General features: G+C 76.4%; 7 protein-coding genes. All 7 read right to left on the minus strand.

All coding sequences use genetic code 11. From position 1 onward, the window contains the following. The coding region (locus ACFXOZ_RS32120) for an MFS transporter (RefSeq protein ID WP_380593550.1) at positions 1–242 on the minus strand (242 nt) is incomplete at its 3' end. Next, positions 157–1,125: a thioesterase II family protein gene (locus ACFXOZ_RS32125; RefSeq protein WP_380593541.1), complete on the minus strand. Its 969-nt coding sequence runs from the start codon at positions 1,123–1,125 to the stop codon at positions 157–159. The genes ACFXOZ_RS32120 and ACFXOZ_RS32125, both read right to left, overlap by 86 nt. Continuing rightward, positions 1,118–2,269: a class II histone deacetylase gene (locus ACFXOZ_RS32130; protein ID WP_380593542.1), complete on the minus strand. Its 1,152-nt coding sequence runs from the start codon at positions 2,267–2,269 to the stop codon at positions 1,118–1,120. Before ACFXOZ_RS32130 ends, ACFXOZ_RS32125 begins: the two co-directional genes overlap by 8 nt. Continuing rightward, positions 2,266–2,577: a hypothetical protein gene (locus ACFXOZ_RS32135; protein ID WP_380405595.1), complete on the minus strand. Its 312-nt coding sequence runs from the start codon at positions 2,575–2,577 to the stop codon at positions 2,266–2,268. The genes ACFXOZ_RS32130 and ACFXOZ_RS32135 overlap by 4 nt, the downstream gene beginning before the upstream one ends. Positions 2,578–2,669: 92 nt before the next feature. After that, complete coding sequence (locus tag ACFXOZ_RS32140) at positions 2,670–6,539, minus strand: bifunctional SDR family oxidoreductase/pyridoxal phosphate-dependent aminotransferase family protein (RefSeq protein WP_380593543.1); 3,870 nt, start codon at positions 6,537–6,539, stop codon at positions 2,670–2,672. Further along, complete coding sequence (locus ACFXOZ_RS32145; protein ID WP_380593544.1) at positions 6,536–7,657, minus strand: DNA alkylation repair protein; 1,122 nt, start codon at positions 7,655–7,657, stop codon at positions 6,536–6,538. The genes ACFXOZ_RS32140 and ACFXOZ_RS32145 overlap by 4 nt, the downstream gene beginning before the upstream one ends. Continuing rightward, positions 7,650–13,733, minus strand: a complete 6,084-nt coding sequence (locus ACFXOZ_RS32150; RefSeq protein WP_380593545.1) for a beta-ketoacyl synthase N-terminal-like domain-containing protein — start codon at positions 13,731–13,733, stop codon at positions 7,650–7,652. The genes ACFXOZ_RS32145 and ACFXOZ_RS32150 overlap by 8 nt, the downstream gene beginning before the upstream one ends. Positions 13,734–13,770 lie beyond the last annotated feature (37 nt).

Consider the following 13,770-nt stretch of genomic DNA (forward strand, 5'->3'; position numbering starts at 1 on the left):
ACCGAGGCCACCCCGAAGGCGGCCGCGCCGATCAGCAGCAGTCGGCGCCGGCCGATGCGGTCGCCGAGGGTGCCCATGGTGACCAGGAAGCCGGCGATCAGGAAGCCGTAGATGTCGATGATCCACAGCATCTGGGAGGCCGAGGGGGCCAGGGCCTCACTGATGTGCGGTACGGCCAGGTGCAGCACGCTCACGTCGATGGAGAGCAGGAGGGTGGGCAGCGCCAGTACGGCCAGCCCCAGCCACTGGCGTGGACCGGCCTGCTGGGGGGAGTCGGCGGTGGTGCTCAACGGGGTTCCTTTCCGGAAGTCCGGGGGTGTACGGGGGTTCCGCCCCGTGGGGCGGTCGGTGGAGCGGTCGTGCGGGGCCCGGCGGGGTCGGAGCGACCAGGTGCCGGGCGACGGCCAGCGCGTTGGCGTGGTCGTACAGGTAGAAGTGGCCGCCGGTGAACATCAGTCGGCGGAAGCCCGCGGTGGTCTCCAGCGACCACAGGTGCAGGCGCTCCGCGAGGACGACCGGGTCGTCCGTCGCGCCGAGGGCGAGGATCGGCACGGCCGTGCCGGTCAGCGGCCGCTGATGGGCCTCCATCGCCTCCAGGTCGGCCCGGATGGCGCGCAGCGCGGGCCCGAGGAGGTCGGCGCGGGCCAGCAGCCCCGGGGCGATGCCGCCGATCTCCTGGAGGTGGGCGAGGAGTTGGGCGTCGGTGCGGTCGCGGGCGGACGGCGGCCCGCCGCCGAAGCACGGCGGCTGGCGGGCCGAGACGGCGAGCAGTTCGGGCGGCAGGCCCTTGTGCTCCATCGCCCGGGTGAGCTCGTACCCGAGGATGCTGCCGAAGCTGTGCCCGACCACCGTGTACGGCAGCGGATCCGCCCCGGTGAGGTCGGCCAGCTCCCGGACCAGCGGCTCGACCAGCGGCTCGACCCTGGTCGGTGGTGCCTCGCCGAGCCGCACGCCGCGGCCCGGCAGCTGGGCCACCAGGAGTTCGACGTCCGCGGGCAGCACCTCCCGCCAGCCGCGGAAGGCGGACGGCCAGCCGCCGGCGTGCGGCAGCGCCACCACCCGTCGGCGCGGGCGCGGCCCGGCGCCCTTGGCCGGCGCTCCCAGGCGCGTCCACCAGTCACCCATCGCCGGCCCCCCGCGCCCGCGGGCCGGCCGGGCCCGAGCGGCCCGCGAACAGCGGGTGGTGGGCGCGCAGGTGGTCGACCACCCGCCGCTGGTGGGGTTGCAGGCGCTGGCCGGGCAGGTGTTCCAGGGAGTGCAGGAACGGGTCGTCGGGGGCCGGCAGCCCGGCGACCGCGCAGGCCGTCGCCAGCACCAGCGTCGGCTGGTACCACGCCGAGTAGCCGCCCTCGTGGGCCAGGACGATCCGCCCGTCCGCCAGTTCGTCGGCCAGTCCGCACAGGGCCGCGGTCATGGCGTGGAAGGTGCGGCTGGTGCACAGCATCCGGCCCATCGGGTCGTGCCCGCCCGCGTCGACCCCGGCCGCGACCAGGATCAGGTCGGGGCGGAAGGACCGGGCGGCGGGCGCCACCAGCTGCTCCACCACGGCGAGGTAGGCCTCGTGCCCGGAGCCGGCGGGCAGCGGCACGTTGAGCGTGGTGCCGGCGCCCGCGCCCGCGCCGGTCTCCAGGACCAGGCCGGACGCCGCCGGGAACAGCCCGTCCTGGTGGACCGAGACGTACAGCACGTCCGGGTCCTCGTAGAAGACCCGTTGCAGGCCGTTGCCGTGGTGGACGTCCCAGTCCAGGACCAGCACCCGGCGCGCGCCGTGCCGCCGCGCGGTGCGGGCCGCGACCGCCAGGTTGTTGTAGAGGCACAGCGCCATCGCCCGGTCCGGTTCCGCGTGGTGGCCGGGCGGGCGCACCAGGCAGTAGGCCCGGCGGAACCGGCCGTCCAGGACGGCCGTGACGGCCTGGGCGCAGGCCCCGGCGGCGAGCCGGGCGGCCCGCGCGCTGTGGTAGTTGACGGGTGCGTACACCCCGGCGTCGCCCGCGCCGGCCGCCGAGGCGGCCTCGACGCGTTCGAGGTGCTCCGGGGTGTGCACCAGCAGCAGGTCCTCGTCGGTGGCGGGCGTCGGGGTCACGGCGGTGAACCGCTCCAGGACGCCGGCCGCCCGCACCAGGCCCTCCGCCCGGCGCAGGTCCGGGTCGACGGCGAACTGTCGCAGCGGCTCGATCCCGGGCCCCACCGGCAGGTAGCCGGCGCCGGGCCCGGGGTCGTGCCAGAAGCACAGCTCGTGGCTGTACCAGGCGAGTTCGGGAAGGCTCACGCGGCGGACGCACCCAGCGGGGCCCGGCGCACGCCGGAGACCCTCTCGATGTACGCCAGGTAGTGCTCGCGCTCCTCGTCGGGGGTGCGCTTGGTGCGGAAGGTGGTCTCCAGCAGGTCGAGCACCTCGCCGGCCTCGGCGGGGCTGATCGGGCCGGCGCCGATCCGCTCCTCGGCGGCGCGGATGCGAGCGGCCGGCTCGACCACGCCCCGGGTGTGCTCCTGCGGGTCGGTGGCGTGGTTGCGGGTGACGGCGATGGCCTTCAGGACGGCCGAGAAGAACGCCTCGGTGTCGGGTGCGGCGGTCATGCGGTGCTCCCCTCCGGGATGCGGTGCGCGGATGTGCGGACGGGTGGGTCAGGGGATCCGGGTCGGCCAGGGAGTCTCCGGGTCCGGGTCGGTCAGGGGATGAGGCCGCAGGCCCGGCCGGCGCGCGCCAGCACGGCGAGCGCCTCGTCCAGGTCGGCCTCGGAGTGGGCGAGGTTGACGATCGTGCGCAGCCGGGGCAGCGTCCGCGGCACCGCCGGGTAGACGATCGGCTGCACGAACAGCCCGTCGCGCTGGCACAACCGGGCCATCGCGCCCGCCTGTTCGGCGCTGCGGCAGATCACCGGCACCACCGGGGTCTCGCTGTGCAGGGTGTCGAAGCCGAGGGCGCGCAGCTGCTCGCGGTAGCGGGTGGTGCGGGCGCGCAGGTCGCGGGTGAGTTCGGGGGCCGCGGCCATCACCTCGATCGCGGCCTTGGCGGCGGCGACCTGGGCCGGGGTCGCGGCGGCGGAGAACATCCAGCCGCGGGCGTTGTTCTTGAGCGCGAAGACCAGGTCGCGCGAGCCGGCGACGTAACCGCCCGCGCTGGGCACGGTCTTGGACAGGGTGCCCATCTTGACGTCGATCCGGGCCGGGTCGAGGCCGAAGTGCTCGGTGATGCCGCGTCCGGTGTCGCCGAGGACGCCGAGGCTGTGCGCCTCGTCGACCATCAGCGGGGCGTCGTAGCGCTCGCACAGCTCGACGATGCCGGGCAGGTCGGCGATGTCGCCGTCCATGCTGAACACGGCGTCGGTGACCACCAGGCGGCCCCGGTCGCCCGCCTTCCGCAGGGCGCGTTCCAGGTCGGCCAGGTCGTTGTGGGCGTAGGTGATCACCTCGGCGCCGGAGAGCCGGTAGCCGTCGAGGATGCTGGCGTGGTTGTAGACGTCGCCGATGACCACGTCGCCCGCGCCGACCAGGGCGCCCACGGTGGCGACGTTGGCCATGTACCCGCTGGAGAACACCACGGCGTCCTCGGCGCCGAGGAAGTCGGCGATCGCCAGCTCCAGTTCACGGTGCAGGTGGAGGGTGCCGGCCAGCAGCCGCACACCGTGGGCGCCGGTACCGTGGCGCTCCACCGCGTCCAGGACCTGCTGGTCGATGTAGTCGTGGCCGATCAGCCCGAGGTAGCTGTAGGAGGCGAAGTTGAGGAACCAGCGGCCGTCGAACCTGATCCGGGCGCCCTCGGCGCGTTCGATCACCGGCTCGTAGAAGTACTCGTCCCTGGCGACGATCTGACGGTCCTCGGTGGAGAGCGCGTCGATCCGGCGCTCCAGGAAGCTGCCGCCGGGTGCGCCGGACAGCCGGCCGGGCAGGGTCCGCCGGGGCGTCCGGGTGCGCGGCGCCGGGACGGGTTCGGTACGGGCGGCGGGTTCCGCACGGACGGCGGGTTCCGCACGGACGGCGGGTTCCGCACGGACGGCGGGGGCGGCGGGCGCGGGGCGCGGCTCGGGCTTCCGTACGGGTGCGGGCCCGGCGTGCGGTGCCGGGTCCCGGTAGCGGTCCCACTCGGGGACGAAGACGTCGGCGCCCGCCCGGACGGGAGCGGGCGCGGGGACGGGAGCCGCGACGACTGCCGGTTCGGGCACGGGCGCGGGGGCAGGCGCGGGAGCGGGCGAGGGCGCCGGCCGGTCGGCGGCCGCCGCCGTGCGCGGCAGCGACTCCAGGTGGCCCAGCAGGGCGCCGGCACCGCTGTGCTCGAAGAAGACCATCGGGTCGACGTCGAGCCCGGTGCCGGCCAGCGCCGCGGCCAGCTCGACCGCCATCATCGAGTCGAGTCCCAGCTCCAGCAGGTCGTCCTCACGGGCGACGTCGTCGACGAGCAGGATCTTCCGGACGGCGGCGGTGAGCGGCGGCCACAGCTCGCTCGTGGGTGTCAGGGTGGTGGTCATGGGTGCCCCCTTCGCTCGGGCGGTGGCGGTCAGGACGTAGTGCGCGGGTGGACGGCGGAGGGCCGCGCGCAGCAGCGCGACGCCGTCGTCCGGGGTGAGGGCGGGGACGCCGTGGGCGGCGGCCCTGGCGGCGATGTGCTCGCCCATGCCGACGTTCCACAGGCCCCAGCCGAGGCTGTACCAGGGCTCGCCCGCGGCGCGTCGGCGGGCCGCGTAGCCGTCCAGGTAGCCGTTGGCGGCGGCGTAGGCGCTCTGGCCGAGGTTGGCGCGCACGGCGGCGACGGAGGAGAACAGCGCGACGAACCCGGGCGGGTCGTGCCGGGCCGCCAGCTCGGCGAGGGCGTGCACCCCGCCGAGCTTGGGGTCGAACACCTCCCCGATCTGCACCGGGGTCAGACCGCGGGCCAGGCCGTCGCGCAGCACTCCGGCGGCGTGCAGGATGCCGTCGTAGCGCGCGGCGCCGGCCAGCCGTTCGGGCAGGTCGCGGACGTCGGCGGCCACCGTCTCCAGGTCGCACCGGGCGGCCAGCCGGTCGAGGCGCTGCCGGACCTCCCCGGCCGCCGGGGCGGTGCGGCCGACCAGGGTGAGGTGGGCGCAGCCCTCCTCGGCCAGGAACTCGGCGACCCGCAGGCCGATGCCGCCCAGGCCGCCGGTGACCAGGAAGCGTCCGCCGCGCAGGCGCGGGGGCCGGGCCGCGGCGGACCGGTCGGGTTCGATCACCGGGGCGTACCAGGTGCCGGAGCGCCGGGCCAGGTCCGGCTCGGCGTACCGGGGCGGCGGCGCGGCCTCGCCCGGTGCCAGGTCGACCAGCCGCACGGTGGTGCGCGGGTGCTCCGCGCGCAGGGTGCGGGCCAGCGCCCACAGCGCGGTCGCGAAGGGGTCGACGGGCTCGCCCCCGGTGAGGTCGTGGGCCGCGGTGGTGACGATCAGCAGGTCGGGCATCGGGGGCCGGGCGGCGAGGCGGCGCACCAGGGTGAAGACGCCCTGGAGGGCCTGGGCCGCGCCGTCCGCGCCCGCCGTCCCCCGGGGTGCCACGTAGACCACCTCGTGCACGGGGTGCTCGGCGAGGACGGCGTCGATCCGTTCCTGTGTCAGTTCCCCGGGCGTCAGGCGGGCGACGGGTGGGAGGCCGGGCGGCGGCGGGGTGTCCGGCGGGGCGATCAGCAGCACGGCCCGGTCGGCGGCCCGGGGCGCGGGGGCCGGGTCGGTCCGCCGCCACCCGGGGGCCTCGATCAGTCCGACGGCGGGCCCGGCAGGCTCCACGGGCTCGACGGCCCCGGCCGGCCCCGCGGGCGCGGGGCGCCCGGCGGTGGCGGCCTTGAGGGTGATCCGGTCCAGCTCCAGCAGCACCTCGCCCTGCTGGTTGCAGACGGTGGCCCGCCCGCGCACCGCGCCGCCCGGGCCGCCCGGTGCGGGCGGGTCGAGCTCGACCAGGGCCAGCACCGTCCCGGTGATCCGGCGGCGGGCGGCGATCCGGCCGACGTACCAGGGCAGGCACGCCCCGGCCGCTCCCCCGTCGAGCAGCCCGAGCAGCTGGAACACGCCGTCGAGCAGCGGCGGCGGCACGAAGGCCGCCGCGCGCGGGTCGTCCTCGGCCGTGCGCAGCACCGCCGCGATCCGGCCGGGCCCCCGCTGCGCGGAGCGGACCACCCGGTAGGCGGGCCCGTAGGCGATGCCGCTGGCGCGCCGCCAGGCGTCCAGCTCGGCGAGCGGGACGGCGTCCGGGCAGCCGGCCCGCAGGGCGGCGGTGTCGAGGTGGCGCGGCGGCGGCAGCGGGACGCCGTGGGCGCGGGCGGTGCTGTACGCGACCGGCCCGTCGGGCCCGTCGGTGCGTACGGCGCACTGCCCGTCCTCGCCGGTCACCACCGCCAGTTCGACGCGCGGGCCGTCCACCCGCAGCGGCGCGCGGAAGGCGACCTGCTCCAGCGTCCAGGACCGGCCCGGGCTCCGGGTGTCCAGGGCGCGGAGCAGCGCGTCCGCCTGGACGGCGGCGGCGAGGACGGGGTGCTCGCCGATCCGGTGGTCGGCGACCACCGGACTGGCCGCGTCGAGGACGAGCGCCGGCGCGCTCATGTGCGCAGCCCGAAGTGCTCGGTGGCCTTCACCAGACCGTTGACCTGGATGTCGACCCGGTGCTCGCCCGGGTAGTAGCTGCGGGTCTGCACCTCCTTGACCGGGTGGGTCTTGCGCAGGCGGCGCCGTTCGCCGGCGGCGAGTTCCAGGGTGGTCAGCTTGAAGACCTTGGGGATGCTGCGCCCGTTCCTGCGGACGTGGTGGACGACGTAGTCGACGGTCACGCTGTGGGCGCGGGTGTCGGTGTTCTCGACGTCCAGCTCGATCACGACGGTGTCCCCGACGGTCACCTCGCGCGGGGTGACGCTCAGCCGGGGCACCGCCACGTGCTCGCCGCCGGTGGCGCCGAGCACCGCCAGGGCCTGCTGGTCGCCGTTCTTCACCAGGGTCCGCAGGCCGTGCTTGACGATCCAGGCGGTCTCGGGGGTGCGGCTCTGCTCCAGCCAGCGCAGGGCGGTGTCGAGGGCCTGCTGCGGGTTGTCCTTGGAGATGTCGTTGAGGTTGTTCGCGACGGACTTGCGGACGTACTCGGAGGGGTCGCTGCGCAGCGGTTCGAGGATCTCCAGGACGGGTCGCGGGTCCTTGACGAAGACGCCCAGGGTGCGGGCCCAGGGCAGCCGCGGGCGCACGCCCTCGCTGGCCAGCCGCCGCACGTTGTGGCTGGGGCTGGCCGCCCACTCGGCGACCCGTTCCATCGTCAGTGCGTGGTGCTGTTCCAGGTAGGGCCGGATCGCGTACTCGCCGGTGTGCCGCCGGGTGATCTCCTCGATGGCGTCGAGGGAGGCCTCGGGGTGGTCGAGACCGTACTCCTCGACGAACCTGGCCACCGGCATCAGGTACCAGCTGGCGTTGAACATCCCCTCGCCCTCGGCGAGTTCGTCGCCGAGGGTGGTCAGCAGCAGGGGCAGGGCGGCGGGGTAGCCGTCGGGCAGCCGGGTGCGCAGGCCCTCGGCCAGCACCAGCACGCGGTCCTTCAACTCCTTGCCCGGCACGCGCCGTTCGACCTCGGCGGCGTAGCCCTCGACGTCGAAGCCGGGGTGGGCGGCGCGGATCCTGCCTCCGATCAGGCGGGCCGCCTCGCCGTTGAAGTGTCGCTTGAGTCCGTACTCGCTAGCCATGGTGCTCGGCCCTCTTCGTGTGCTCGGTGTGCTCGTCGGGGTTCGGTGCGGCCGCGGTGATCCAGTACCGCTGCCGGTGGAAGGGGTAGGTCGGGAGGGTGGTGATCCGCTGGCCCTTGCCCTCGTGCAGGGCGCTCCAGCGCGGTTCGGCGCCGGTGCGGTCGTGCTGGGCCGCCAGGGCGGCGTGCAGCTGGGCCTGGTCGCCGCGGCCGCGCCGGAGGGTGGCGATCCACTCGGGGTGGTCGCCGGTGTGCGCGGCCCTGGCCAGCGGGAGCAGGTGCGGCTGGGGGCCGATCTCCCACACCGTGTCCGGGGACTCCTGGCCCAGGGTGGCCGCCGCCTCGGCGAAGCGGACCGGGCGGCGGATGGCCCGGGCCCAGTACTGCGGGTCGGTCGCCGTCCCGGCGGTGTGCCAGGTGCCGGTGAGGGTCGAGACGAACGGCAGGACCGGCGGCGCGAGTTGGACGCCGGCCACCGCCTCGGCGAACGGGGCCACCGCGCCGTCCATCAGCGCGCTGTGGAAGGCGTGGCTGACCGTCAGCGGCTGCACGCGCTCGGTGCTCTCGGCCCGGAGCCGCTCGACGGCCCCGGCCGGGCCGCTGACGGTGTGCTGGCGCGGGGCGTTGTGGGCGGCGAGTTCCAGGCCCGGGTAGCGGGCGAGCAGGCCGCTGAGGGTGTCCGCGTCGGTGTGCACGACCGCCATCGCCCCGCCCCGGGGCTGGTCCTGCATCAGCCGGCCGCGCAGCGCGGTCAGCCGCAGCAGGTCGGGCAGGGTGAGCACGCCCGCCGCCCACGCCGCGGTCAGCTCGCCCAGGCTGTGCCCGGCGACCGCGTCGGGCCGTACGCCCGCCGCCGCCAGCCAGCGCACCAGGGCGACCTGCACGCTCACGATGCCGATCTGGGCGTAGCGGGTCTCGTCCAGCAGGTGCCGGGCGTCGCCGTGGAGCAGGTCGAGCAGCGGGACGTCGGTGTGCGGGGCGAGGAGTGCGGCGCACTCGTCCAGCGCCGCGCGGAAGCCCGGCTCGGTGGCGTACAGGCCCTCGCCCATGCCGGGGTACTGCGAGCCCTGACCGGTGAACAGGAACGCGGTGCGGGCCGGGCCGCCGCTGTGCCGGGCCGCCGGGGCGCCGCCCTCGGCGACGGCGGCGAGCCGGGCGGCCAGCTCCGCGGGGGTGCCGCCGTGCACGAGGGCGCGGTGGCGGTGCGCGGCCCGCGCGGTGTTCGCGGTGCGGGCGAAGTCGCCCAGGCCGGTGGCCGGGAGGGCGGCCACCTGCCCGGCGTAGGCGGCGGCCAGGGCGCGCAGCGCCGGTTCGCTCGCCGCGCCGAGGCGCACCAGGTGGCTGTCCTGGGCGAGCGGAGCGGGGGCGGCGGCGGCCGGCGCCTCCTCGACGATCACATGGGCGTTCACCCCGCCCATGCCGAAGGCGCTGACGGCGGCCCGGCGCGGGCGCTCGCCGCGCGGCCAGGGGCGGGCGCGGTCGACCAGGTGGAACGGGGTGGACTCGAAGCGGATGTGGTCGTTGGGCCGGGTGACGTGCAGGGTCGGCCACAGCTGCTCGTGCTCCAGGCCCAGCAGGACCTTGACCAGGCCGGTCAGCCCGGCGGCCGGCTCCAGGTGGCCGACGTTGGACTTCACCGAGCCGAGCGCGCAGAACTGCGCGCGGTCGGTGTGCTCGCGCCAGGCCCGGGTCAGCCCGTCCACCTCGATCGGGTCGCCCAGCCGGGTGCCGGTGCCGTGCGCCTCGACCAGGTCGATGGTCTCCGGGGAGACCTCGGCGTCCCGCAGGGCCGCGGAGACGACGTCGCGCTGGGCGGCCGGGCTGGGCGCGGAGTAGCGGGTGGTGCGGCCGCCGTGGTTGACCGCCGTGCCCCGGACCAGGCCGCGCACCCGGTCGCCGTCCCGCTCGGCGTCGGCGTGCCGGCGCAGCACCACGGCGACGGCGCCCTCGCCGGGCACGAAGCCGTCGGCGCCGTCGTCGAAGGAGCGGCAGCGGTGCCGGGGTGACAGGGCCATCAGGTCGCCCATGGAACGGAAGTACTCGGGGCTGATCCCGGCGTGCACGGCGCCGATCACCGCCGTGTCGACGTCCCCGGAGCGCAGGTGCTGCACGGCGGTGTGCAGGGCCACCAGGGAGGAGGAGCAGAGGGTGTTGACGAGGGTGCTGGGGCCGTGCCAGTCCATCAGGTAGGAGAGGCGGTTGGCGATCATCGCCTCCAGGCCGAGCCCGCGCCCGTCGGCGACCCCGTGGCGCACCCGCTCCTCGTGGTAGTGGTCGTGGCTGTAGGCGATCCACAGCCCGGTGGTGGCGCCCTCGGCCCGGGCGCCGGAGCGGCCGCCGTCCTCCAGGGCCTCCCAGATCGTCTCGTAGACGATCCGGGCCTGGGGGTCGATCAGCGGCGCCTCCCGGGGCGAGATCCGGAACGGCGCGGGGTCGAAGCCGTCCACCCGGTCGAGGAACGAGGCCTCGGGGACCGGGGCGCCCGGGTGGCGGCGGTCCGCGGGCAGCGGGCGGACGGTGTCGCGGCCCTCGCGCAGCAGCTCGGCGAACTCGGCCAGACCGGCGGCGGTGGGCAGCCGGACGGCCGCGCCGACGACGGCGATGTCGCGCGGGCGGGGGGTGTTCGCCGTGGCGGCGCGGGCGGGGGCGGCGGGCGCGGGGCGAGCGGGTGCGGGGCGGGGGCGGTGCTGTTCGGCGGCGGGCGTGTCGGTGGCCGGGGCCGGGCCGGTCGAGGCGGGGCCGGTCGGGGCGGGCAGCGTCGCGGCCAGCTCCGGGGCCTCCTCGGCCAGGAAGGCGGCGAAGCGGCGCGGGGTGGGGTACTCGAAGAACACCGTCGGGTAGAGCGAGAGGCCCTGCTCCCGGGAGATCCGCTCGCTCAGCGACACCAGGCCGACGGAGTCGGATCCGGCGGACAGGAACTCGGTGTCGGCGTCGGCCTCCGCGGTCCCGGTCAGCTCCAGGAACCAGGCGAGGATCCGCACGGCCGGGTCCACCGGACGGGCGGGGGCCGGGGCGGTCGACTGCGGTACGGCCACCGGCGCGGGCTCGGGCTCAAGTGCGGGCGCCGACGCGGCGTCAGGCGTCGGACGGGCCTCGGGTGCCGCGTCGTCCGAATGACGCCCGGCCGGCTCCGGGTGCTCCTCGAAGGCCGCCGTGGGAACCCGCTTGGAGGAGATGTCCGCCAGCACCAGCAGCGGCCGGCCCGCCGCGTCGGTGACTGTCTGGGTGACCCGGCAGGCCTCGTCGTTCCAGAACGCGGTCTCGGTACGGACGTACGCCGCCTCCGCCAGCGGGCCGTGGACCTCCAGTCGGCCGACCGAGAGCGGGATGAAGGCCGAGGCCTCGGCGGCGCCGAACACCGGGTTGTCGGGCGCGATCGCGGCGATCGTCACGCTGTCCAGCAGCCCGGGGTACAGCTCGACCCCGCCGGGGTTCAGCTCCCGCTGACGCTCGCCCTCGATGCGGGCCAGCGTGCCGCCGTCGGGCAGGCCGGCCACCCAGGAGATGTTCCGGTAGTAGCGGCCGTGGTGGTAGCCGATCCGGCGCAGCCAGCGGTACAGCCGCGAGCCGGCGTGCAGTTCGGCCGAGCAGGTGTCCAGGAGCGCGGCGAGCGGGACGGCGGCGGGCTGCGGCGCCCGGCGCGCGAGGTAGCGGCCGGTGACGAACGGCTCGCCGCTCTCGCCGTCCTGGACGGTGAAACGGCCCTCGCCGTCCACCCGGCACACCACCCGGCGGGCGGCCGTGGGGATCAGCGGGCGGTGGAAGAGGACGTCGCCGAGCCCGTGGAAGGCCTCGCCGCGCACGGTCGCGCCCTCGCGCAGGAAGTCGAACCAGGCCACGCCCGGCAGCATCGTGCGCCGGTAGACCGCGTGCTGGGCGATCGGGGCCTCGCCGGGGCCGAAGACCCGGGAGAAGGTGTAGCCGGCGGCGCCCTCGTCGGAGTCCAGCACGGTGGGCGTGCCCGGCTCGGCCGAGCGCAGCGGTTCGCGCAGGTCCAGGGCCGGGCCGGTGGACTGGGCCGCAGGCAGCGGGCGCTTGCGCCAGGCGCGCCCGCCCTGGAAGGCCGCCCAGTCGATCTCCCGGCCCGCCGCGAAGAGTTCGGCCACGGTCGCGGCGAGCGTCCCGGCCACCTCCTGCTCGCCCTGGGCCCGGTCGAGCCGGGCGCAGAGCTCCGCCGTGTCCGCGCCTTGGTCGGCCACCGCCTCGGCGTCGGCCTCCTGCCGCAGGACGTCGGCCAGCGCCTGTTCCAGCGGCGTGCTCCCCCAGGCGAACTCCCGGACGGCCTCCCAGCCCGCCGGCAGGTCCACCGCCTCGGCGGGCAGGCCGAGACCGCGCAGCGCCACCGCGAGCGCGACGCCCTCGCTGATCCTGAGCAACTCGCCCGAGAACGAGGCCAGTTCGGTGCCGGTCGCGGCCTCGAAGAGGTCGAGCACCTCCCGCACGGCGGGCAGCGTCCGGTCCAGGGCGGCCAGCCAGGCGGGCGGGGTCGGCGCCGCCACCGGGCGGATCCGGACGGTCGTCCGGGGCTCCGGTGCGCCGCCCAGCAGCCACGTCCGCAGGGCGGCGGCCAGTTCGACGGCGTCGGCGCCCGTGACGGCGGTGCGCTCCGCGCGGTGCGGCCGGGCCAGTCGCGCCGTGGCGCAGGCGTCCGCCGGGTCCGCCGGGTCCACCGTCAGGAGGCCGAGCCACTGCGCCGCGAGCTCGCGCAGCGCGTACGGGGTGCCGGCGGACAGCGGCAGGACGTGGACGGCCCGTCCCGGAGCCGGGGGGTGAGGCTCCGGGACGGAGTCGGGGACGGCCTCGGCGACCACGTGGGCGTTGGTGCCGCCGAAGCCGAAGCCGCTCACCGCGGCCCGGCGCACCGGCGCCTCGGGCCAGGGGACGGCGGCGATGGGCAGGTGGAAGGGGCCGGTGTCCAGGCCCAGGCGCGGGTTGGGCGCCGGCACGCCCGCCGCCGGGATGACGCCCTCGCGCAGCAGGACGAGGACCTTGGCGAGCGCGGCGAGGCCCGAGGCCGAGTGGAGGTGGCCGATGCGGCGCTTGAGCGAGCCCAGGGCCACCGCGTTGCGCGGCACACCGTGCCGGCCGAAGACCTCGGTGAGCGCCCGGGTCTCGATCGGGTCCCCGATGGCGGTGCCCGTGCCGTGCGCCTCGACGTACTGGACGGTGGCCGGGTCCACGCTCCGGTAGACCCGGTCCAGCAGCTCCACCTGGGCGTCCAGGTTGGGCGTGGTGACGCCCATGGTGGCGCCGTCGTTGTTGACGGCGCTCGCGCTGATCGCGCCGAGGACGTGATCGCCGTCGGCCAGCGCGGCCGCCATCGGCTTGAGGACCAGCGCGACGGCGCCCTCCCCCGGGACGTAGCCGTTGGCCCGGCCGTCGAAGGTGTGGCAGAGGCCGTCCGGGGACAGCGCTCCGGTGCGGGAGAGCAGCACGAAGGTCAGCGGGTCGATCAGCAGGTCAACGCCGCCGACGACGGCCAGGTCGCAGGCGTCGGCGGTCAGGCTCTGGCAGGCGAGCCAGAGCGCCGTCAGCGAGGACGAGCAGGCCGTATCGACGACCAGGCTCGGGCCCGAGAGGTCGAGGCGGTCGGAGAGCCAGGCCGCCAGGAAGTTCTGCGACCGCCCCCACAGCGCCGCCGGGCGGGCGGCCTCGGGGAGCCGGGCGGCCAGGCCGCGGCCGTGGTCGAAGCCGTAGGAGTTCATCCGCGCGCCGATGAAGACGCCCGCGTTGAGCCTCCGCCGCCCGGCCCCGAGCTGGCCGGAGTCCTCCAGGGCCCGGGCGCCGACCTCCAGCATGGTGCGCTGCTGCGGGTCCAGGTGGAGCGCGTCCTCGGCGCTGAGGCCGAAGGCGGCGTGGTCGAAGGAGTAGGGGTCGAGCAGGAACGCCCCGCGGTGGTGGGAGCCCTGGTGGGGGCCGTCGCCGAGGTAGAGCTCGCGGCGCCACCGGCCGGGCGGGACCTCGCCGACCTCGGTGCCGTCCTGGTGCAGGAAGTGCGCCAGGTCGACGGCGTCCTCGGCGCCGGGGAGGCGTACCGCGAGGCCGATGACGGCGATGCGGCGGTCCGGGCGGTCCACGCTGGTCCTTTCGTCGGCGGGTCTGTCGGTGGTTCTG

This window comes from Kitasatospora sp. NPDC059160, from assembly GCF_042755465.1.
Lineage (GTDB): Bacteria > Actinomycetota > Actinomycetes > Streptomycetales > Streptomycetaceae > Kitasatospora.